Source organism: Thermomonospora echinospora, from assembly GCF_900108175.1.
GTDB lineage: Bacteria > Actinomycetota > Actinomycetes > Streptosporangiales > Streptosporangiaceae > Thermomonospora > Thermomonospora echinospora.
The window spans coordinates 100159-122089 of sequence record NZ_FNVO01000019.1; the positions used below are offsets into that span (position 1 = coordinate 100159).

A 21931-nucleotide genomic window follows, 5' to 3' on the forward strand; every position below is an offset into this window, starting at 1 on the left:
GGATTCCTGATACCTCGTGCGCCCGCCGATCGCCGCCTTCTACGATCGGGCCGTGGCCGGCGACCCCCTCCAGTTGCTTCCGCTGGCCCTTTCCCGGCCCAGGGAGGCCATGGTCCGCGCCCGGGCGCTGCTGGCGCAGTCGCCGTCGCCGCTGGCCGCCTCCATCGCCCACCAGGCCAGGGGCGTGGTGCTGCGCGACTTCGGGGACACCGCGGCGGCGTTGCGGGAGTTGCGCACGGCCGTACGGCTGGCGCGGCGGGCCGGTGATCCGGCCCGCGAAGCGGACGTGCTGGCCACTTTGGGCGTGGCGCTCGTTCACGCCGGCCGGACACGGCCGGGGCTGACCGCGCTGGACCGGGCGGTCGCCCGGTCGCGAGGGGAGGCGGCGGCCAGGGTCCGCTTCCGGCGGGCGGTCGTGTTCAACGTGCTGGGCCGCCATGAGGACGCCCTCGCCGACCTGCGCCGGGTCATCCCCGCACTGCGGCGCGCCGACGACACGTTGTGGAGCGCGCGGGCCTACACCGCGCGGGGCGTCGCGCATTTGGGGCTCGGCTCCCCCGACCGGGCGGACACCGACTTCCGGATCGCAGAGATGCTCTACGGAGGCACCGACCAGGAGGTGGAGTCGGTCTTCGCGCTGCACAACCGAGGGCTGACCGCGTTCCGGCTGGGCGACCTGCCGGCCGCGCTGGCCCGGCTGGACGAAGCGGGGCGCCGGTATGTGGAGCTGGGCGTTCCGATGCCGGAGCTGAACATCGACCGGTGCTCGGTCCTGCTGTCGGCCGGGTTGCCCGCCGACGCCCTGGCCGAGGCCGACCTCGGAATCCGGCAGCTCGAGCGGATCCGCGGGCAGGCCACCCGGCGCTCGGAGCTGCTGCTGATGGCGGCGCGGGCGGCCCTTGCGACGGGCGACCCGCAGGCCGCGGTGGACCGGGCCCGCACGGCGTCCGCGCTGTTCTCCGCGCAGCGACGCCGGTGGTGGAGCGCGCATGCCCGGCTCGTTCTGCTTCAGGCACGGCTGGCTGCCGAGGGGCCCTCCGCTCGGCTGCTCCACCAGGCCGTGGGCACGGCGCGGCGGCTCGCCGAGCTGAGGTCCGCCGACGAGGCCCAGGCGCATCTGCTGGCCGGCAGGGTTGCGCTCGCCCTGGGGCGGGCCGCCGAGGCGGACGCCCACCTGGCCACCGCCGCCCGGTCCCGGCGCGGCGGCCCCGCGCAGGCCCGTAGCAGCGGATGGCTGGCCGAGGCGTTGCGCGCCGAGGCGGCCGGGCGGCATCGCGGGCTGCTGGGTGCATGCCGTCACGGTCTGGCGCTGCTGGAGGAGCACCGGCTCAGCCTCGGCGCCTCCGAGCTGCGGGCGCAGGCCACCGCGCAGGGCGCCGAGCTGGCCGCCCTCGCCCAGCGCGCCGCGCTGCGGGCCGGACGGCCCCGGGAACTGCTGGTCTGGAGCGAACGCTGGCGGGCCACCGCACTGGCGGTCCCGGCCGTCCACCCGGTGGACGACCAGGGGCTGCAAGCCGGGCTGACCGCCTTCCGGGAGGTCAGCAGCAGGCTGGAGCGGGCCCGGGCGCAGGGCTCCGCGCCGCTCGCGCTGGAGCGTGAGCAGCGTCGGCTGGAGCGCGACATCCGCAGCCGGACGATGCATGCGCCGGGTGCCAGCCGGACAGACGGGCGCCGTTTCGATGTCGGGAGCCTGCTGGACGCGCTGGGTGACGCCCGGATGGTCGAGATCGTCGACGTGGACGGCGCACTGCACATCCTGGTCTGCGGTGCGGGCCAGGTGCGACGGTACGCGGCGGGCCGGACCGAGAGGGCCGCCGCCGAGGTCGAATTCGCCCGCTCGGCGCTGGGGCGGCTGGCGTTCGGGGGCGGCGACGGCGATCTGACGGCGCTGGCGGACGCCGGGGCCAGGCTCCAGTGCGAGCTGCTCGGCACCGCCGTCCGGCGGCTGGGGGACGGGCCGGTGGTCGTCGTCCCGCCGGGCATCCTGCACGGGGTGCCGTGGGCGCTGCTGCCGGCGTTGCGGGACCGGGAGCTGAACGTGGCCCCGTCGGCGAGCGCGTGGCTGAAGGCACGAACGGCCGTCCCGGCGGAAGGCGGCGTGGTGCTGGTACGGGGTCCAGGGCTGCACACGGGAGGCGGCGAGGTCGCGCTGCTGGCGGAGCAGTACGGCGACGCCACGGTCCTGCAAGGCGGGACGGCCTCGGCCGCGCGCGTCCTGGAGGCCGTCGATGGGTGCGGTATCGCGCACATCGCGGCCCATGGCGCATTCCGTGCCGACAGCCCGTTGTTCTCCTCCCTCCGGATGGAGGACGGGCCGCTGACCGTGTACGACTTCGAACGGCTGCGCCGGGCGCCGTACCGGCTGGTGCTGTCGAGCTGTGACTCCGGGCGGATGGCGGCGGCCGGCGCGGACGAACTACTCGGCCTGGTCTCAGCGCTGCTGCCGCTCGGTACGGCGGGCGTCGTGGCCAGCCTGGTCGCGGTGAACGACGAGGCCACCGTACCGCTGATGCTGGCGCTGCACGACGCGCTGCGCGCCGGGGAGGGCCTGGCGCGGGCGTTGCTGCGGGCCCGCGCCGCGGTGCCCGCCGATCCCGTCCACCAGGCGACCGCCCTGTCGTTCGTGGCGTTGGGGGCGGGCTAGCCGGCCCCGTGAGTCAGCAGTTGAGGGGTCGGGTGTCCAGCCGGGCAAGCAGAGCGGCCAGGCCCTCACGGTCGTTGACACCGAGCCGCCCGTACACCGCGCACAGGTGGTTGGCGGCGGTGCGGACCGAGATGGTCAGCCGGTCGGCGATCTGCCGATTGGTCAGCCCGGCGGCGGCCAGCCAGGCGATCTCCCGCTGCCGCGCGGTCAGTGCGGGCGCCGCCAGCACGGCCAGCGCCGGGGTACGGGCCCCCTGGCAGTCCACGGCCAGTGCCCACGCCTCGGTCGCCGCCGTGCGGGCCCGGCGCGGGTCGTCCAGCCGCCGGTAGGCGGTGGCGGCGTGCGCCTGCGCCTCGGCCGCGTGCAACAGCAGCCCGAACTGCCCGAACTGCTTGGCCACCGCCTCCAGCTCCGCCGGGTCCCCGGCCGCCAGTGCCGCCGCGTGCCGGGCCAGTGCCGGGGCCAGCGGCCCGTCGACCCGGTCGGCCAGCCGGGCCAGCCGCTCGACCACCGGCTCGGCCCTGCCCAGCCTGACCACGTCGTGCAGGGCGAACAGTTCCTGGCCCGGCAGGCCGCGGCGGGCGGCCCGGGCGGCGGCGGCCAGCGCGGCCCGCACCGCCCCGCGCAGGTCGCCGGCGGCAGCCAGCACCCAGGGCAGAGCCGTTCCGGCGGCTTCACCGACGGCCCGGAACGCGGGCACCGACTGTCGCCGGGCACGGGCCAGCGCCCAGCGCGCGGTGGCGGTGTCGCCGGTCAGCGCCGCCGCGTGGGCCAGCTCACCCAGGCACAGCCCGGCGAAGGCGGCCGGACCGCCGCGCAGCCGCAGCGCCCCCTCCCGGCTCCAGCGGAGCGCGTCCTCGACCTCGCCGCGCAGCCGGCAGATCTGGGCGCGGTGCCCGTACAGGCAGGCCAGTCCGCAGTCCCAGGCGGCGTTCTCCCCGAGCAGGCGTTCTCCGGTGGCCACGCAGGCCCAGGCGTGATCCAGGTCGCCGCGGTGCAGGCAGGCGATGAGCCGGGCGGTGGTCAGCGGCAGCGGCAGGGCCGGGTCCTCCCGGTGCCAGCCGGTCCGGCCGGACAGCGTCTCGGCGGCCACCGCGAGGCTGCGCCGCCCTTGGCCGCGCTGTGCCAGCATGAGCGCCTCGGCGGTGGCCAGGCGTGCGGCGACCACGTCCGCGGCCGGGGCCAGCGCGCGGATCCGGGCGAGCCGCTCGCCGGCGGCCGTGCCGTGATACGCCTCCAGCAGCACCGCGACGCCGAGGACGTGCTGCCGCCAGGCCGGAGCGGTGATCCGCTCGGCGGCCTCGGCCAGGATCCGGCGGGCCCGGCCCGCGGCGCCGTCGGCCCCGAACGTGGCGGCGTAGGCGCGCGAGACGGCGTACTCGGCCTGTTCCCGGTCGCTGGTGAGCGCCGCCGACAGCCGGGTGAGCAGGGCGTCCAGTTCCGGTGGCCACCCGGTGAGGCTGAGCGCCGTGCCGAGCGCCAGCATCGCCGAGGGCCCGCCGTCGGCGGCCAGCGCGGCCCGGCCGAGCCGTTCGGCCAGTGCGGTGTCATAGGAGGCCCAGGCCAGCCGGCACGCCTCGACCAGCACCGCGGGATCCACCCGGTCCCCGTTGTCCAGCCGCCATACCGCCACCCGCAGCGTCTCCTCGCCGCTCGGCTGGAGCGCGTCCGCCAGCCGGCGTGTGATCCGCCGTGCCCGCAGCCTTCCGCAGGAGTCGCGCATCGCCTGCCCGTGCAGCGGGTTCACCGGCCTGACCCGCAGACGTTCCCTGCCGCCGGCGGTGTCGCGTTCACAGGTGATGAGGTGCCGGGCCTCCAGCCGCTCGACCGCCCCGGCCCCGGCCAGCTCGAGCAGCGGCTCGGCGGCCAGGGGCGCGCCGAACGCGACCAGTTCCAGGGCCTGGCGCTCCTCCTCGTCCAGGGCTCCGATGGCGGCCTCGACCCGTTCCCGGACGCGACCGGTCACCGGGAGACCGCCCCGCCACCGCCACACCTCGTCGGTCCGGAGCAACGCGCCGCCCGCCAGCCCGGCCGTCACCAGTTCGCGCAGCAGCAGCAGGTCGCCCCGCACCGCCTCGGCCAGCCGCCGGACGGTCAGGGCCTCCACATGGCCGTCCAGCGCCTCGGCCAGCACACGGGCGACCTCCGGCTCGCCGAAGGGGCGCAGATCGATGCGGGGAAGCAGACCGTCCTTCCCCAGGACGGCGACCGCGTCGGGCGTCGCCGTTCCGGTGCGGACGGTGAGGAGCATCCTGGTGCCGCTGTTGCGCACCAGGTGGTGGACGAGTGCGGCCGATGCGGAGTCGAGCAGGTGCGCGTCGTCCACGACGAGCACCGTGGGCCGCCGGAGGCACACCGCCTCGGCCGCCCGGCGCAGCGGTGACACCGAGGCGGCGACCGCGGGCCCGGCGGGCAGCAGATGGGCGAAGGCTCCGAACGGAAGGGTGGCGGTGGCGCCGGTCCCGGTCACCCAGACGGTCCCGGCGATCCCCGCCACGGCCTGCGCGGCCAGCCGGGTCCTGCCCGTCCCGGCCTCACCGGACACCAGCACGCCCCGCCCGCGCCGGCCCCGCAGGAACCGGGCGACCGCCTCCAGTTCCGCTTCCCGTCCCGTGAACGGCCAAGCCGTCCGGTCCCCTTGCGCCATGCCGCCCATCGGACTCTCCGCTCTCTGCCGAAGGGTTCCCCGTCCCCTTATCCAGAGTCCGCGTCTGTTCCGCTGATACATCGGCCGCCCGGCTCTTCACCGGACGCCCTGATCCGCCGGACGGCGGGCCGGCGCCCGTTCCGCGCTACCTCGGCCCCGTGCGGCGCCCAAGGCCGCTGGTGCGGGGTGACAGTGCCAGCGCCGTGGAAAGGGTGCGGCCGGTGGGGTCCAGCCGGAGCGTGACGCTGCCGAGCCGCCGTCCCTCCAGAGCGGGCATGCGGGGGACGAGCGGGCCGAGCAGCTCGGGAGCTCCCGGGAACAGCGTCCGGGCGGTCACGAACAGGCACAGCTCAAGGTCGGCCGTGTCCGGCGTCCATGCGACGCTCACGCCCAGCCGGCGGCCGGCCAGCCGGTCCAGTCCGCCGGGCAGCCGATCCCGTACCCCGTTCAGCGCCCGCAGATGGCCCGCCGCGTGCAGGAACGGCATCAGGTCGAGTGGATCGGTGATCGGCAGCCGGGCGTAGAGCTCGCTCTTGCCCGTCGCGGGTTCGATCCCGAACATGCGCGGCACCGTTCCTGCGGGCAGCGCCCTCCAGGCGTCCAGTACGGGCCGCGCGAGCAGTTCCTCGGGTAGACCGGCCAGTTCCGCGTAGAGCTTGAGGCGGGCCGGGGCGGCCCCGCGCACGTCCTCACGTCCTCCGACCCAAGCACCGAACCGAAGGTCGGCGCCGTGCTGGAGCGCGGCCAGCGATCGGACGACCTCGGCCGCCGGGGCCTGGCCCGCCTCGGCGAGCACCGTCACCGTCCGCCGCAGCCGGTCGGCCTCCGGTGCTTGCGGGCCGCAGACTTCCGCCGCCCAGTACAGCCGGCTGCCGCCGGTCGGGTCGGTGGCCAGCTCGACCGGGCAGCCGGACGGGGTGAGGCGGCTCCATGTCCAGGCCACCTCGGGCCAGGGGCCGGCCTCGACGCGGTCGAGCGCGGCGTCCAGGTGCGGGGGCATCGTGCCCGCAGCGGTGCCGGTCAGGGCCGCGGCCAGGCGTTCGACGGCCCGCCGCCCGGCGGTGGACGTGTGCGCCGCGGTCATGGCGCGATGCCGATCAGGGTCTCCTCACCGGTCACCGAGGGATGCTGGACGAGCCGCCCGTCCGTGGTGACGAGGGTGACCCGGTAGGTGAAGGTCCGCCGGCTCCCGTCCAGCAACGCGATCCGCAGCGGCGTCCGGGCGGGGGCGTGGCCGGGGATCTCCAGCCGCTCCCGGCGGTGGTAGTCCGCCGCCGGGTCGTCGTAGGTGACGTCGAGGAACGCGGTGTCGATCAGGCCCGGCGCGAACAGCGGCACGGCCACGATGTCGAGCGCGTCCACGAACGGGTCGTGGACGGGCAGGAAGGAGGCGTCGCCCTCGATCGGGGGCGAGGTGCGCCGGGTGCCGTTCCTGAGATGGTGGGTGAGGTGCGCGGTCCAGGAACGCCGTTCCGGCCGGGTCAGCCGCAGCCGCCAGAACCGGGAGCCGTCGCCGGGGCGTATCCGGAACACGTCCCGCCGCTGGAAGGACGCCCCGTCGTCATAGCGCATCTCCACGTCGATCGCGTCCACGATCCCGGCGTCGATCCGGCCGGGGAAGATCTCCACCTGGAGGAATCCCAGGTCGTCGTGCGGGTCGACCTTCAGCGTGCGGTCGGTGCTGGGCCGGGGCGCGATGTCGTAGCTGAGCCGTTCCCCCTGCCAGCCGGAGTCGGCCCGGAAGTGGTGCTGTACGGCGACCGTGTACCCCAGGTCGCGGTCCTGGTTGAGGAAGGTGGTGAAGACCTTGGGCCCCGGGTCGGCGGCGGTCAGCCGGAACTCGGCGTGAGCGTGTCCCGCCGCGTCCGCCGGGTCGCCGTAGTCGATCGCCACGTCGGTGGCGAACAGCCCGATGGCCGCGAAGTCGGCCGGGGCCGCGACCTCGACCGCGAGCCTGCTGAAGAACGGGTCGGCGAGGCTGACGCGGGTGAAGTAGGAGCGCTTGTCGGCGAGCCCGTCCAGCAGCAGGCCGACGAAGCCCTGCGGCGAGTAGGCCCGCCTGACCGCCTTGCGGCGTTCGTAGACGAACGTCAGCGTCTTGCGCTCCTCCTGGCGGATGAACCTGAGCCGGAACGAGAGCAGCGCGGCGGTCCCGCCGTCGCCGCCCGGGGACGAGGGCACCCGCGGCGTGGTGGGCGTCGTGGGAGTCGTGGGCGTCGTGGGAGTCGTGGGAGTCGTGGGCGTGGTGGGCGTGGTGGGCGTCGTCGGGCGGGGCGCGCGGGCCAGGCGGGCGGTGAGGGTCACCGGCGGGGTGCCGCCGGCCACGTTCCCGGCGATCTCGACCACCCGGTCATCGGCCAGGTCGCCGGGCAGGCCGGCCAGCACCCGCTGCCGGGAGCGGGTGAAGCCCCGGGCGACCGCCGAGGTGATCACGGCCCGGTTGGCGATGATGCCGCGTGCGACGGCCAGGCGCCGTTCCGACAGGCGCTGGTTGAGCGCCGCCATCCCGGGGGTGTCGGTGCCCTCGAAGCTGCAGTGCGCCTCCAGGGCGACCTGCCTGGGCTCGGCCAGACGGTCCAGCCAGTCCCGCAGGGCGGCGGCGCCGGAGGGCGGCGGGGTGCGGCCCGGTGCGGTGCTCAGGCTGAACCTGTCGTCGGGCGGCAGTGGTGAGCCGAGAAGGTAGGAGGTGTAGACCGGGTTGCCGGGATCGGCGGAGAAGCCCTCCTCGCGCGGCTGCTGGAAGGTGAAGAACAGCCTGAACGTCTCCTTCACCGGGGTCACCGCGGGCCACTCGACCCTGACGTCCCGGCCGCCCCCGGCCGGGACGTCCACGGTGAGCAGCCCGGTGGCGTCCAGCGGCCGGGGCTCGCCGTCCACGGTGACGACCGCCCCGGCGGGACGCTCCACCCTGAGGGTCTCCGTGGTCGCCGTCGAGCCGGGCATCAGCGAGATCCCGAACCCCGGGGGCGGTGGGGAGGGGATCGTCTCCTGGACGGTGAGCGTCGCGGGGGGCAGCGGACCGGCGGTCCCACCGGCCGGCGCGGGGGTCCTGCCTCCGCCGGAAGGACCTCCTGACGGGCCTCCGCCCGGGGCTCCCCCGCTCGGCGCGCCGCCCGTGGACGGGGGGCGCAGTCTCTTGAGCCGTTCGAGCACCGCGTCGAGTCCCTCGGGCTGCTGCTCCCCCTTGAGCCGGCCCAGGTCCAGTGACGGCTCGAACCACTGGGCGAGCAGGTCCTCCTTGAAGAAGTCCAGCGCCCACCTCTCCTTGGCCTGCTGGTCGGCCTCCCCGGTGAAGTCGATGACCTTGATCCGGATGGCCCCGTTCTGCACCAGCGTTTCCAGGCCCACGTCGATCGCCGCGCGCACCCAGTAGATCTGCGCCTCCAGCCCGGCGGAGAAGTGCCGGTAGACCCGCTCCATGTCGGCGGTGATCTCCACGTGCAGGTCGGGGGTGAGGCCGGTGTACTCCAGGTCGTAGATCACCCCGACCGGGGTGAGCCCGTTGTCGAAGGCCTGTTCCAGGATGGTCGCCCCGGCCTGGTCCAGGACGAGGGAGAAGGCGGCGGTCTGCTCGCCGGTCAGCGACGGCCGGGTGGCCCCTAGGATCCTGGTCACCGCGGTGAACGCTCCGGGCGGCGGAACGGCGGCCACGGTGCCCCCGCCGCCCTCCAGGTTCAGCGCCAGGCAGCGCACCGACCCGCTCTCGATCGGCGCGGGCGCCAGCCGGGGCGCCCCCGCCGACCCGGCGAGCCGGGCCATGATCCTGTTGCGGGTCGCGGCGGGCAGCACCACCACGGCCTCGAACATCAGGAACCCGCCGCCCGGCACCCCCGCGTCGGCGACCTCCGGCCGGTACTTGATCATGCTGAACGCGGCCCGTCCGTCCGGCCGCCGCCGCAGCGCCACCTCGGTGGCCAGGTACCAGAACTGGTCGGGGTCGGCATGGTCGCGGAAGACGGTCACCCCGTCGATCTCGAACGTGCCCGGGCCGAGTTGCAGCATCGATCCTCCTCGCGTTCAGACGGTGACGACGTCGGCGTCGAAGGGCCGCCAGTCGCGCACCGAGGTGAGGCCGTTGGTGAAGAATCGCTGGACCCGCAGTTCGAAGGCGTCGGCGGCCGGGTCGGCGAAGTCGAACTCGAAGACCCCGCTCGCGCCCGGCGCGGTGAACTCGAAGTCCTCGGCGAACGACAGCCCGGCCAGCGGATCGGCGGCGCGGGCCTGCACCCGGACGCGAGCCAGGCCGGGCCCGGCGAAGTCGGCCGGGGCCCGCAGCGTCGCCGAGCGGTGGCCGCGTATCCGGGTCTGGACGATGATCCGGCGTCCCAGCGTGCTGGACTGCGGGCCCTCGATGATGGTGGTGTCCCGCATCAGTAGGGTGATCCGGTACCGCACGAGGCTGACCGACGGGTCGACCCGGTCGGCGAGGAAGGGCCGGACCGGCTGCCCTTGCGCCAGTTCGACGGAGTCCTCCACGTGGATGCCGTTCGGCGGGTCGTCGTAGAACAGGTCCACGAAGGCCCGCTCCACCATGTTCCAGTCCAGCGCGGGCACCACGTCCACCTTCAGCCGCATGGGGAACGGGTCTGACACGTCCACCTGCGGGCGCAGCACCGGGGCCGGTGCCGTGACGTGGTCGCGGTGGTCGACGGCGCGGTAGGTGATCCGCGCGGTGGCGGGCGCGACGGGCGCGCCGACCACGAAGCGCTCCCAGGTCCCGTCGGGCTGCTGCTGGGTCAGCCGGACGATGTCGTGCTGGCGGACCTGGTGGCCGGGGTCGTCGTAACGCAGTTCCACCTCCACCACGGGGTAGCGCTCCCAGGGGAAGCCGGGGAGCGTCAGCACGGGGACGGTCTCCCGGGTGAACAGGGCGCGCGGCTGGAGGGCGCTGATCTCACCGAGCACCTCCTCGGTGCCGGAGTGCAGAGTGGTCGGCCGCTCGCCGTCCGGGGACGGCTGGAGGTCGACGCTGAACTTCAGCGCGACCGGCTTGACGGGCTGCCCGCCGGCCACCGCGATCGGCCAGGTGACCTCGCCCTCGAGGTGGTCCTTGTCGAGATGGACGGTGCGGATGTCGCCCTGGTAGGTCAGCGTGGCGGTCATGGAGCGGATCGGGTCGGCCTCGAAGTCGGCGTTGGAGACGACCTTCACCCGGCGCCGCCTGAACCACAGGTCGTTGCCGTCGATCACCTTGACGTGCCGCCCCCGGTCGAACCCGTTCACCGCCCCGAACAGGCCGTCCAGGTGGCCCTGCGGATAGATGGTGCGGCGCACGGTGATCCGCTCGCTGAAGTCCACGTCCAGCCGTTTGGCGTCCACCCGGGTGTAGTGGGTCTTGTTGTAGGTGAAGACGCCCGACGGTGTGCTGCGCTGTGGGGACAGCGACCGGATCACCTCGCGGGCCCGGTCCCAGCCGTCGGGCTCGCGGCGCAGCGGATCCAGCGAGCTCTCGAAGAACGCGTCGGTGATCATGTCGCGGACCCGGGCCACGGCGGCGTCGCGGCGGGCCCGCAGGGTGCCGGTGGTCTCGTCGGCGGGATCCTCCGGGACGGTGGTATCCACCTCCAGCACGACCGCCCGCTGTTCCACCAGCCGCTCGACGACGTCCTCGATCTGCAGGGAGGTGAACAGGCCCTCGTGGCCGAAGGAACTGTCCATGATCTCCTGGGTGCGGTCCCAGTCGATGCCGAGCCGCACGTGGTAGGCCGGCCGCAGCGCCAGGTAGTCCAGGCTGTAGACCACCCCGATGGGGGAGATCACCAGGTCCATCGCGGCGTCCAGGACCGACACCCCGACCTCGTCCAGCTCGACGGAGAACGCGGCGACGTTGTCGCCGAACAGAGCCGGTCTGGCCGGGTGCCGGATCGCCCGGACGAAGCCGCCGCCCCCGGCGTCCCCGCTGCGCTCGCCGAACAGCATCAGCGTCACCGAGCCGTCGACCACCGGCAGCGGGGCCAGTCTCGGCTCCTCTTCCAGCCGGGCCAGCCGGGCCAGCTCGCCGCGCACGTCCGCCAGCGCCCGCGGCGTCATCCCCAGGTGCACGTCGAAGTCGGCGAACCCGCCGGCCCGCTCGTCGAAGTGCCACTTGAGCAGGGAGAACCGCGGGACCTCACGGCCGCCCTCGGGCCGGGTCACCAGTGACGGCCGCAGCGGCAGATAGTAGAACTGCAGCGGGTCGGCGTGGTCCCGCATGATCGTCACGCCGTCGATCAGGTAGTACGGCGGGGCCTCGATCAGCATCGCCGGTCCCTCAGCCGGCTTCCGGCAGGACGATCTGCTCGCGGTCCACCGGACCGTCGGAGCCGAGATCACTGCGGGAGCCGTCGGCCATGAAGTACGTCGCCTGCCAGGTGTACTCCTTGCGGGCGTCGCCGATCGCCAGCTCGTAGAGCACCTCGGCGGAGCCCCTGCGGAAGGTGAACGCCTCGCGTTCGTCGACGGCACCACCGGTCGGGTGGAGTTCGAAGGTGACCAGCCGGACCCTCTCCCAGTCCACCAGATCCGGGATGATCCTCACCTGGAGGGTCTGGGCCTGTTCCCCGACCTGCAGCGTCCGGCCCTCGACCGGCCTGACGCCGCTGTCGGCGGTGCGGCCGTCGCGGTAGAGGATGGTCGCCTGGTAGGTGAACGTCCCGGCGTTCTCGTCGATGACCGGGAAGGAGATCTCGCGGAACCGCTCGTCCTGGGTGAGGGCCACCGACGGCGTCTGGCGGTACCGGTTGGCCTCGTCCACGTAGGAGAAGTCCACGATGATCGAGTCGATCCGCCGCGCGAAGTCGCCCCGGCCCACCACCCGGACCTGCTTGATCCCCGAGAACGGGTCGTCGACGGGAAAGACGTTCGCGGTCAGGTCGTGCAGGTCCCGGACGAGCTCGCGGCCGTCCTTCATGACGTACCTGATCGAGCCGCCGTAGGGCTGGGCGGGCTGGAGCAGCACCTCGCGCACCCGCAGGTTCTCCGGGTGCCGGACGGTCTCCTGGTCGATCCGCAGCGTCCGCGGAGACGGCACCCCGGGGGCCACCGTGGGGTGCTCCAGGGTGAGCACGGCATGGTCGACCTGCTCGAAGTCCAGGTCGCCCAGCTCGACATCGACCGCCCACAGGCCCAGCGCATCGATGTTGATCTTCAGGTCGTCGCCCTCGCCGTCCTTCCAGCCGCTGTCCATGGTGCGGCTGTGGCCCTTGTAGTTGACGACGTAGCGGTAGCGGTACTTGTTGGGCCGGCCGTCGCGGAACTTGGTGAACTTGTGCAGGGTGTCGGTGTCGCGGAAGGTGAACGTCTCGATCGGGTCGGGCGCGTAGTCGATGCTCACGTCCACGCTGAAGATCGGGAGCTTGTCGAACTCGGCATTGACCTGGACAGGCAGGACGAACTGCTGGAAGAACGCGTCCTCGGTGTCGATCTCGGTGGCGTACTCCGTCCACGTGAAGCCCTGGCTGGTCAGCGACGGGATGTTGGCCTGGGGCAGCGCCGGGACGGCGGTCACCATGTTCTGGGTGAACCGGATGGTGACGTCGGAGGACTTGTTGACCATGACCTCGCGGCGGATGTTCTCGAAGTCGTCGTCGCGGATCTTGGAGAAGTCCCGGCTCTCCGGCGGGATCGCCTCCAGCAGGTTGCGTTTGACCGCCTCGTCCAGTTGCCGGGTGACCGTGTCGGTGATCAGGTCGAGCAGCTTGCGGTCCTGCTCGTCGCCGCTGTCCAGATGGCCGGAGTCGATCGTCACCTCGCGGGACTCGGAGTTGTGGAAGATCTCGCTGATCTTCTCGGTGAAGTCGTCCTCGGTGTAGAAGTTCTCCTCGAAGTCGACCTCCTGGACGAAGCTGTAGAACTTGGTCGCCCGCCAGGTCCCGACCGCCGACACCGGCGGCAGTTTGGCCAGGAAGGTCAGGTCGTAGACCACCCGTACCCCGCCCGGCCCCTGGCCCTGCATGGCGGCCTCGAACACCGTGGCGCCGAGCTGGGTCAGCTCCGCCGACACCGCCACCACGTTGTCGCCGAATCCCGACGGCCTGCCCGCGTGGTTGACCCGCTGGACGAGGGTCTGGCTGTCGGCCAGGATCTCCACCGTCACCGCGGCGGACTCCAGCGTCGGGCGGGCCAGTTCCAGCGCCGCCGGGTCGACCGGGGCCGCGCCCGGGCCCCGGCGAGTCTGGACGAGCCGGGCGAGCTGCTGGCGCACCGCGTCCTGCTGCTGGGCGGTCAGGGACAGGGCGATGTCCATGAACACCAGCCCCGCGCCCAGCTTCCCGTTCTCCATCGGCTGGGGGGTGCGGTACTTCAGGAACTGGAACGCCGCCCGCTCCCCGTTACGGCGCAGCACCGGCACTTTGGGCAGCACGTAGAACTTGGTGTCGGAGGCGTCGTCGCCCCAGATCGCGGCCTCGGGAAGATCGAGGGCGCCTTCCAGTCGCAGCATGGTCTTCTCCCTTCAGTTGGTCCGGAGCAGGTCGGCCACGTCCCGGCTTCGCTCCGCCCGTCCGCCGGACGCGAGCCGCTGCTCGCCGGTCAGCCGTAGCCGGTCGTGGGCGCCGTCGAGCGCGGCCCGCACCGCGTCCGCCTGCTCGGCGGTGAGCTGGGCCGACAGCGCGGCGGTCCAGGGCGGCAGGCCTGAACCGGCGCCCTCGGTGAGGGTCTGCCAATCGCCGCCGGCCGTCCGAACCTGCACGCTCACCCGCCGCACCTCGACCGGCGCGGGGCGCACGTCGGTGACCGGGCCGGCCACCCGGCCGCGTAGCGCGGCCGCCAGCGCGGCCCTGGCCTGCGGCGCCAGATCCATCCGGACGGTCACCTGGAGGAACGCGACGTCCCCGGCGGTCAGCAGGCCGATGGCGGCACGGCCCTGGGCGTCCCGTTCGAGGAACGGGCCGGGCGGCAGGTAGGCCCACAGGCCTGGCTCGCCGCGGTCGGGCCGCAGCTCGACGCCGTCCACGACCACGGTTTCGGGCTCGTCCACCGTGATGACCAGGTCGTCGGCGGGGGCGACGGGCTGCGACCAGGGACCCGGCACGCCGCCGCGGACCACCCGCCACCGCACTCCCGGCCGGAAGGGCGAGGACGCCGTCCAGCGGATCTCCTGCTGCGGGCGCACGGCGGTCAGCAGGACCGACTGGACCCCGGCCTCGCCCTTCCCGTCCTCCGGCCGCCACTGCACGGTGACCGGCGGGGCCGTGCTGACCACCCGGGCCCGGTGCCCGCCGGCCCCGGGCAGCGTCGCCAGGTTCAGGTCGATCTGCGGGTCCGGGGTCACGGGCTCGTCCACGGGCAGCTCGATCACCCGGCCCTCCCCGACCGGAGTGATCACCAGCGTGGCCGGCCGGTCGCCGGACTGCCACGGAACGGCCAGCGCCGCGGCGTCCGCCTCCAGCCGTCCGACAAGACGACCCGACTCGGTCAGCACCTGCACGGTGGCCAGCCTCAGCAGCGCGGCGTCGGCCCGCACGACGATCAGGGGCAGTGGGAAGGCCCCCCGGCCGAGGAGCAGATGCCGGGTCTCGGCGGGCCGCCACGTCCCGGCCAACTCGGTGTCCCCGTCCGGTGCGGCCAGCAGCGCACGCAGCCGCACCTCGCCGCGCAGCACCTCGCCCGGCGCCAGGACGAGGGTCGTCGTGCCGGCGCGGTCCGGCGGCGCCAGCGTGAGGCTCGTGTCGATCTGGTGGGGCCGTTTCGGCGGGGCGGGCGGCACGCGCAGGTCGGCCACCAGTGTCCGCAGCCCGGCGATCGGCTCGGGGAGATCGGCCAGCACGGTGACCGGCGTGTGCCCGGTCGGCAGCTCGGGCACCGTCACCCGGCGCACGTACCGCTCCAGCGAGCCGCCCGCCAGCGCCCGTGCCTCGGCGAACGGGTCGAAGGCGAGCAACCGGTGCACGGTGACACCGGCCGGCCGGCTCATGTCCAGCTCCACGGTGCCCTCCGGGACCAGCTCCGGCGGAAGCAGCCGAAGGCGCAGCGAGCCGTCCGGATCCATGAAGGTGAGGCGGGACAGCCTGAGCACCAGCGCCTCCCGCCGTGAGCGGACCTCCTCGGCGGGCACGTCGTCCGGGCCGCCGAGCAGTTCGTCCAGGGCGGCCCCCAGATCCTCGGGCTCGATGGCCGCGTGGACGCCGAACCGGTCGGCCAGCCGCGTGGCCAGCCGGCGCGGGTCGAAGCTCGCGGTGAACGGCAGGCGGGGGGCCACCGCCCGTAGCGACAGCCGCAGGCTCGCGGTGACCGGCAGCGTGGCATCCTCCACCAGCCGGGCGGCCAGCGTCGCCGCCCGGGAGGGCAGCACGGCCACGACCCTGCCCCGGCCCACCTGGTCGGGGGCCAGGGACAGCGGAGGGAGGAACTGCTCGCGGACGGTGGCGCCGAGCTGCACGGTGACGTTCAGCACCCCGCCGGTCGGCTCGGCCGGGACGACATCCGCCCCGTCGTCGGCCGGCGTGCCGCCGGTCACGGCGGCCAGGGCCAGCTCCAACCGGCCGACCGGCTCGAACGCCGTGCTCCGTTCCAGCGTGACCAGCAGCTCGGCGCGGCCGTCGGCCCCGCGCAACAGGGTCAGCCGGTCGGGCACCGCGATCACCAGCCCGTCCCGCCCGAAGGCCGCATAGCCGGCGCCCACCGGAGCGGCCAGATCGGGTAGTCCCTGCAGGTCGCTCATGCGGTGCCTCCGGGGGGAGTTCTGAGCGGGAACAGGATCGTCGCGTCGGTGCTCTGCCAGGGTCCGGTTCCGATCTCGCCCGACGCCCAGACGGTCTGCGTGCGGTGGCGCAGCGGCGCCAGCGGTTCCCCGGTCAGCAGGGGCCGCACGGGGGACGGCACGGTGAGGGCCGCGCTCGGCTCGACCTCGGTGAGCCGGACCGACCCGGCGCCCTCGACGGTGACGACGAACATCGCCACCCGCTCGCCCTGCGGCCCGGCGAACATCCCCGGCACCGCCTCCACGGTGACCGTCCGGGACCATTGCGGTTGGGCGCGGTCGTCGAAGACCGCCGCCCAGATCGCCGCCCGGTCCGGATCGACGGTCAGCCCGCGCTGGTCGAGCAGCAGCGCGTCGGCGCCCTTCGCGGGCAGCGGCTCGGCGGGGACCAGCGCGATCTGCAACGCCTGTCCCGCGGCCAGCACCGTGCCGGCCGGCGTCCCCTCGATCGCCATCGGCACCCGGCGCCCGGCCACCAGTGCGGTCGCGGCCAGCCCGTCCAGCCGGACCGGACTCTCGATGGCGTTGGCCAGCGTGGCGGTGATCCGCCCGGGAGCGGCCGCAGTCGGGCGCAGGGTCAGCACGTCCCCAGCGGTCTGCTCCAGCCGCAGGTCGAGGGGGACGTCGTCGGCCGGCCCGCCGCCCGCGGCCACCCGAACCTCGCCGCGCAGCAGGCTCAGCGACGCACCGAACAGGGCCTCGTAGGCCACGCGGAAGTCCGCCAGCGAGAACGTCTCAGCGTGCGAGACGCCCAGCTCCAGGTCGATCCGCGCATCGGCCCGCTCGGTGAGGGCGGTGGCGGGCGCCCCGTTCTCGGGCAGCGCCAGGCGCAGCAACGGCTGCGGGTCGGCCAGCATCTCCAGCCTGAGCGGCCCGGACGCCCCGAGCCGACGGGTCTGCTCGGTGAGCTCGGGCACGGCCTCGTCCAGCCGTTCGGGGGTGATGACCGGGCGGGCCAGGAAGTCGAGGGTGGCCCGCACGTCCGCCTGCCCGCCCCCGCCGATGGCGGTGACGCGCAGCGCGGGCGGCCGACCCGGGCCGGGCAGCCGGGCCAGCCGGAAGGCGTCCGGCAGGTAGAAGTAACGTTCCGGACGTACCGGGTCCTGCCAGTAGGAGTGGCTGCGGTCGCCGTGGGGGATGCGGATGCGCCGCATCGGCTGCACGGTCCCCGGCACGGCACCGCCCCCGAAGCGTGCCCGCTGGGCCTCCGTGATCAGCAGCGGGGTGGGCTGCGCGGTCCATTCGAGCAGCAGCGCGGCCTGCCGGTAGCCGGCCTCCCCCAGGGCTGTCGTCCCGCCTGTCGGCACGCCCACGGTGACGCCCCGCCTGACCACCAGGCGGACCGCGGCCTCCAGCGAGCTGAGCGCGGCCAGGAGCTGCTGGCGCAGCCCGGGCGTCCCCAGCGCCAGCTCGGCGGTCACCACGGTCCCGGTCTCGTCGAGCGAGACCTCCTCGAACGGCAGCTCCACCACCACGCCGCCCCCGTCGAGCACGGGGACGCGGTACTTCAGCGACACCCCGACCGCATGGGGCAGCTCGGACACGCCGGGGGCCCATGCGGGCGAGGGAACCTGGAAGAGCCCAACGACGAGGGTCTCGGTCCCCATGCGGTCGCCGATGCGGATGCGCGGCTCGGAGGAGTCCCCGACCCGGTCGAACGCCACGTCGTAGCGGGGCAGGGCGAACCGGGCACCGCCGTCGGGGCTCTCGAAGAGGTCGGCGTCGGTGGGAACGGCCACCGGCGCGATGGGCACGGTCAGTTCGTGCCTGGGCCGTCCGGCGTCCACCGGGCTCGGCGTGCCGATCGGCAGGGGAATGATCGCCTCGTCCGGCGGCCAGGTGATCAGCCCGTCCGGGATGTAGGGGTCCGGCCACACCAACGGCAGCCGCTCCTCGAGGTCGGGGATCGGCTGCTCCTCGAACGGCGGAAAGTCCAGCCTCTCCAACTCGCCGTCCAGCCCGCCCAGCGAGCGGCGGAAGATGTCCCCGAACTCGATCCTCCGCCGCCCGCGCAGGACCTCCCCCGGTAGTCGTCCGACGAGCACCTGGTCACCGGACAGCCCCAGCTCGGTGAGGTCCTCGCCGGGAAGCCTGACCACGAAGTCGCCGGGCAGCTCGACCGCGAATCCGTCCGTCATGGTCACGCTCTCCCGTCCGCCGTGTAGTCGAGATGCTGACCTCACGGCGGTCCGGGGCGCATGAGTAGCCCCTACTCGAATCGGGGCTTCGGCCGCAACCCGTTGCGGGCTCAGGCGCTCACGCGGGCCGAATTCGCTATCTCAATTCCCGGAAACACAGATAGTCGAGCGCCGCCAGCGGGTCCCCCTATCAGGTGGCGGCGTTGGTGGCGTTGCGGATCGGGCCGAGCACCGCGTTGACCAGCGCCCCGGCCATCGACTGCGCCCCGGAGATGAACCTCTGCATGACCGCCCGGCCCACCGATGCCAGGGCGCCGACGGCCTTGCCGGGCGGACTCCGGAAGAACGACACGACCCGGTCGGCCAGGGTGCAGCGGCAGTATTCGGGCACCGCGGGCTGCCCCAACCCAGCTGCGGACTCCCCGTTGTCGGCCGACCAGTTTCTCAACCTTCTGGTCGCTGATTGATCGTCATGTCGCGGCCGGCCGTGTATGCGTCGCGCCCCGCCCGCACGTTCTGCGAAACCGTCGCGGAGGGCTCGTAGTCCCGCGCCCACTGATCCAATTCTTCGGCGAACCCCTCGTTGCGCTGCGCGTACCATGCCAGCGCCTCGGCCAGCGCCCTCACCCTCGCCTCATCACCGGGCTCCTCGATCGCGTGCTCCAGCGACTCGGTCGAACGCTCGTCCCGTCCGAACACCTCGCGCACCCGCTCGCGGATGCGTTCTACCACCTCCAGGGCCGTGTGCTGGCCCATCCCCGAGACCGCGCCCGTGGCCGCCATCAGCGCCACCGCCTGCGATACCGCAGCTACATCCACCTCGCACTCCCCTTCTGCCGCATCCCGTTGGGACGATCGTAGAATGTGGGCGGCTATAACCGGACGCCGAATGCGCAATCCCGCTACTTACGGCACCTTCCGGAGAAGACGGCGTGGCAGCAGCCGAATGATCCAGGCGATGATCCGCATGGAACGGGGCGTCCACAGGACGGTCCGGCGACGCCAGACGGCTTCGGTGACCGCGGCCGCCACCGCCTCCGGACTGCTGGTCAATGGCCGATCGGGTAGGTGAGCGGTCATCCTCGTCCGTACCGGGCCCGCCCTGACCACCAGGACATCGACTCCGCTTCCGTCGAGGGAGTCGGCCAGCCCTCGATAGAAGGCGTCCATGCCGGCTTTGGTGGCTCCGTAGATGAAATTGGAGTGGCGCGGCCGTACGGCGGCCACGGACGACAACGCGACGATCACTCCATGCCCCTGGCGGCGCATGGCCCGCGCGAGGATGATCCCCACGTTCATGGCGGCGGTGAAATTGACCGTGGCCAGATGAGCGGCGGTGGCGGGGTCGTTTTCTGGAGCCGGCTGATCTCCCAGCACGCCAAAGGCCACGATCGCCACGTCGATGTCCCCGGCACTGAAACTCTGCTGAAGCGCAGTCTGCTGGGAGGCCAGATCCTTGGCATCGAAATCGACCGTATCCACGCGGGTGGCACGGGCGGTCAGCCGAGCGACGGCCGAGTCGAGTCGCTCGGACGGGCGTCCCGCGAGCACGACCCGTACCGGACGCCTGTCGAGGTAGCGGTCGACTATGGCCAAGCCGATCTCCGAGGTGCCGCCGAGCAGGAGTACGGACTGGGGAACGCCCAGCGCGTCGATCACAGGGACAGCCTCCTTGCCAGGTCGGAAGTGAAGATCCCGGCCGGATCCAGTGCGCGGCGCACTGCGCGGAACCGAGCCAGCTTCGGATACATCGCGGTCAGCACATCAGGCCGTAGCCGCGCATCCTTGGCGAGATAGACCCTGCCGCCCGCACCCGCGACCAGACGGTCGAGGCGGTCGAGACGGTCGGCCAACGCCGTGCAGGCCGGGAGATCGGCGGCGAGCGTCCAGCCCGCGGTGGGGAAGGAAAGCAGCCCAGAGCCGCCCGGCCCCAGGCGCTTGAGCACCGCCAGAGACACGCCCCGATCCGCCGATGCCAGCATCGTGATGACCCGGTGCAGGGTTTCGGCCGCGTCATGCGGGAGGACGAACTGGTATTGAACGAAACCGCCCCGCCCGTACGCCCGGTTCCAGGCGATCACCCGGTCGAGCGGGAAGAAGTAATCGGCCATGGGCCGGGCCACGCTGCGGGGAACCGATGGGGCACGGCGGTAGATCACGCTGTTCGCTGCGCCAATGACCTGTGGTCTGAACAGGGGCGACACCGGAACGGCAAGGGCGGGCGAGGATCTGACCGCGGCATATGCGAGCGGGTCCGTCCCGGGAGGCAATTCGTCCGGCTCTGCCGGCGAGCCGAGGGTGAGAACGCCACGGCCGGTCCGCGCTCCCGTACGGGAGAGATCCAGCCAGGCGACCGCGTGGTCGGCCGTCATCAGTCCGGCGAGCACCGAGTCGAGCCGACCGGCCCGCTGCCGCGTCACCCTCACCCATGCCGTCGTCACCGGGATCAGGCGTAGGGTGGCTCGCAGCACGACCCCTGTCAGGCCCATGCCTCCGACCGTCGCCTGGAAGACCTCGGAGCCCGGCGTCGCAGTACGCACGGAGCCGTTCCCGGTGAGCAGGTCGAATGCGAGCACATGGGCGCCGAATCCGCCCTGGCTTCCGTGGTTCTTACCGTGGACGTCGGCTGCGATCGCCCCGCCGACGGTCACGTGGCCGGTGCCGGGAATCACCGGCAGGCACCAGCCCGCAGGAACCACGGTGCGCAGTAGCCGATCCAGCGTCACCCCCGACTCCACGGTGACGACACCCTGCCGCGCGTCCCAGCTCACGATCCGGGCACGTCGCGTCATGTCGACGATCACGCCTCCGGCGTTCTGCGCCACGTCCCCGTAGGCTCGTCCACTGCCGCGCGCCAGCAGGCCACGCGGGCCGGCGCCCAGCACGGCGGCGATCAGCGCCTCGTCGTCGGCCCCCGTGATCACGCGGGCGGCGCTCGGCGCCGTACGGCCCCACCCGGTCAGCATCCTGCTCTCGGTCATGCGAACCCGCGTGCCGCGAAGATGCCCAGCCAAGTCATCCCGAGCGCCTGCAACGTCCTGTCCTTCTGCACCAGGTCTTCGGGATACGCCGCCCGCGCCCCGTTGATCGCCTCCATGTACCGGAGCAGGGCCAGCGCGAAGGGGATCAGGGACATCGCGGAGAAAGCATTGCCCTCACCGAAGGCCCAGATCGCGTAGGCCGTCATCGCAACCGCCACGGAGCACAACCACGCCAGCCGAAGATGCACGACCCGATATCGCGACAGTGACGGCCGGATCCGGACCTTGGCCGCGCCGAACACCACCGCCTCGCTGTAACGCTTACCTGTCACAACGAAGAGCGATCCCGCACAGGTCGTCACCAGCAGCCAGAATGAGACAGTGGCCCCGGTGGCCTGACCTCCAGCGATCACCCGCAACGGGAACCCGGAGGCCACCGCCAGCAGATCGGTGACGACAAGGTTGCGCAGCAGGAAACAGTAGGCCAGGGAGACCGCCGCATAGACTCCGATGACGCTGCCCAGCCGGATCGATAGGCCGAGCAGCAGACCGGTCGCCACCAGCAGGGCGCCCACGGCGATCGCCAAGCGCGGCGTCAGCGCCCGCGCCGCCACCGGCCGTAGCCGTTTGGTCGGATGCTCCCGGTCATGATCGGCGTCCCGTACGTCGTTGATGAAATAGACACCGGACGCGGTGAGCGAGAAGGCGACGAAGGCCACGACGAGCCGGGCGGCGGGGCGGGGCTCTGGGAGGACACCGGAGGTGAGGGACGGGGCGATGAGGAGGATGTTCTTTATCCACTGCCGCGGCCTGGCCGAGCGCAGCAGGTCGCGCAACGGCATC

13 protein-coding genes are annotated in these 21931 nt (G+C 73.3%); 1 reads left to right on the forward strand and 12 read right to left on the reverse strand.

Going from position 1 to position 21931, the window contains the following annotated elements; all coding sequences use genetic code 11:
- The first annotated feature begins 52 nt into the window (after positions 1 to 52).
- On the forward strand, positions 53 to 2644 hold the full coding sequence (locus C4U03_RS42660) for a CHAT domain-containing protein (protein ID WP_200827588.1): 2592 nt from the start codon (positions 53 to 55) through the stop codon (positions 2642 to 2644).
- 13 nt (positions 2645 to 2657) lie between these two features.
- Here the strand turns inward: C4U03_RS42660 and C4U03_RS30980 are convergent, their stop codons facing one another.
- The 12 genes from C4U03_RS30980 to C4U03_RS31040 all read right to left on the reverse strand — a co-directional run bounded on the left by C4U03_RS30980 (position 2658) and on the right by C4U03_RS31040 (position 21930).
- Entirely contained in the window at positions 2658 to 5291 is a 2634-nt protein-coding gene (locus C4U03_RS30980; RefSeq protein ID WP_160147148.1) for a helix-turn-helix transcriptional regulator, read from the reverse strand.
- Positions 5292 to 5436: 145 nt separating this feature from the next.
- Positions 5437 to 6375 (reverse strand): hypothetical protein, encoded by a 939-nt coding sequence (locus tag C4U03_RS30990; RefSeq protein ID WP_103942881.1) that lies wholly within the window; start codon positions 6373 to 6375, stop codon positions 5437 to 5439.
- A complete protein-coding gene (locus C4U03_RS30995) occupies positions 6372 to 9293 on the reverse strand; it encodes an OmpA family protein (protein ID WP_103942884.1) in 2922 nt (973 codons plus the stop codon). The genes C4U03_RS30990 and C4U03_RS30995 overlap by 4 nt, the downstream gene beginning before the upstream one ends.
- Positions 9294 to 9308: 15 nt before the next feature.
- Positions 9309 to 11531 carry a hypothetical protein gene (locus C4U03_RS31000; RefSeq protein WP_103942886.1) on the reverse strand — a complete coding sequence of 741 codons (2223 nt, stop codon included), beginning with the start codon at positions 11529 to 11531 and terminating at the stop codon, positions 9309 to 9311.
- Positions 11532 to 11541: 10 nt separating this feature from the next.
- The gene (locus C4U03_RS31005; protein WP_103942888.1) at positions 11542 to 13710 is read right to left on the reverse strand and encodes a hypothetical protein; all 2169 of its coding nucleotides are present in this window, start codon (positions 13708 to 13710) and stop codon (positions 11542 to 11544) included.
- A gap of 12 nt (positions 13711 to 13722) precedes the next feature.
- A complete protein-coding gene (locus tag C4U03_RS31010; RefSeq protein WP_103942890.1) occupies positions 13723 to 15930 on the reverse strand; it encodes a hypothetical protein in 2208 nt (735 codons plus the stop codon).
- Positions 15927 to 18107 (reverse strand): hypothetical protein, encoded by a 2181-nt coding sequence (locus tag C4U03_RS31015; RefSeq protein WP_103942893.1) that lies wholly within the window; start codon positions 18105 to 18107, stop codon positions 15927 to 15929. The genes C4U03_RS31010 and C4U03_RS31015 overlap by 4 nt, the downstream gene beginning before the upstream one ends.
- 190 nt (positions 18108 to 18297) lie before the next feature.
- Positions 18298 to 18498 carry a hypothetical protein gene (locus C4U03_RS31020; protein ID WP_235018255.1) on the reverse strand — a complete coding sequence of 67 codons (201 nt, stop codon included), beginning with the start codon at positions 18496 to 18498 and terminating at the stop codon, positions 18298 to 18300.
- A gap of 53 nt (positions 18499 to 18551) precedes the next feature.
- A complete protein-coding gene (locus C4U03_RS31025) occupies positions 18552 to 18926 on the reverse strand; it encodes a hypothetical protein (protein ID WP_103942897.1) in 375 nt (124 codons plus the stop codon).
- Positions 18927 to 19013: 87 nt separating this feature from the next.
- The gene (locus C4U03_RS31030; protein WP_103942898.1) at positions 19014 to 19766 is read right to left on the reverse strand and encodes a decaprenylphospho-beta-D-erythro-pentofuranosid-2-ulose 2-reductase; all 753 of its coding nucleotides are present in this window, start codon (positions 19764 to 19766) and stop codon (positions 19014 to 19016) included.
- Complete coding sequence (locus tag C4U03_RS31035) at positions 19763 to 21088, reverse strand: FAD-binding oxidoreductase (RefSeq protein WP_103942900.1); 1326 nt, start codon at positions 21086 to 21088, stop codon at positions 19763 to 19765. The genes C4U03_RS31030 and C4U03_RS31035 overlap by 4 nt, the downstream gene beginning before the upstream one ends.
- On the reverse strand, positions 21085 to 21930 hold the full coding sequence (locus tag C4U03_RS31040; protein WP_103942902.1) for a decaprenyl-phosphate phosphoribosyltransferase: 846 nt from the start codon (positions 21928 to 21930) through the stop codon (positions 21085 to 21087). Before C4U03_RS31040 ends, C4U03_RS31035 begins: the two co-directional genes overlap by 4 nt.
- Position 21931: the final 1 nt, after the last annotated feature.

Excerpts from the sequence above, each read along its gene's own strand:
- C4U03_RS30980 (WP_160147148.1), bottom strand. The coding sequence starts at position 5,291 with ATGGCGCAAGGGGACCGGACGGCTTGGCCGTTCACGGGACGGGAAGCG.
- C4U03_RS30990 (WP_103942881.1), bottom strand. The coding sequence starts at position 6,375 with ATGACCGCGGCGCACACGTCCACCGCCGGGCGGCGGGCCGTCGAACGC.
- C4U03_RS30995 (WP_103942884.1), bottom strand. The coding sequence starts at position 9,293 with ATGCTGCAACTCGGCCCGGGCACGTTCGAGATCGACGGGGTGACCGTC.
- C4U03_RS31000 (WP_103942886.1), bottom strand. The coding sequence starts at position 11,531 with ATGCTGATCGAGGCCCCGCCGTACTACCTGATCGACGGCGTGACGATC.
- C4U03_RS31035 (WP_103942900.1), bottom strand. The coding sequence starts at position 21,088 with ATGACCGAGAGCAGGATGCTGACCGGGTGGGGCCGTACGGCGCCGAGC.
- C4U03_RS31005 (WP_103942888.1), bottom strand. The coding sequence starts at position 13,710 with ATGCTGCGACTGGAAGGCGCCCTCGATCTTCCCGAGGCCGCGATCTGG.
- C4U03_RS31015 (WP_103942893.1), bottom strand. The coding sequence starts at position 18,107 with ATGACGGACGGATTCGCGGTCGAGCTGCCCGGCGACTTCGTGGTCAGG.
- C4U03_RS31010 (WP_103942890.1), bottom strand. The coding sequence starts at position 15,930 with ATGAGCGACCTGCAGGGACTACCCGATCTGGCCGCTCCGGTGGGCGCC.
- C4U03_RS31040 (WP_103942902.1), bottom strand. The coding sequence starts at position 21,930 with ATGCCGTTGCGCGACCTGCTGCGCTCGGCCAGGCCGCGGCAGTGGATA.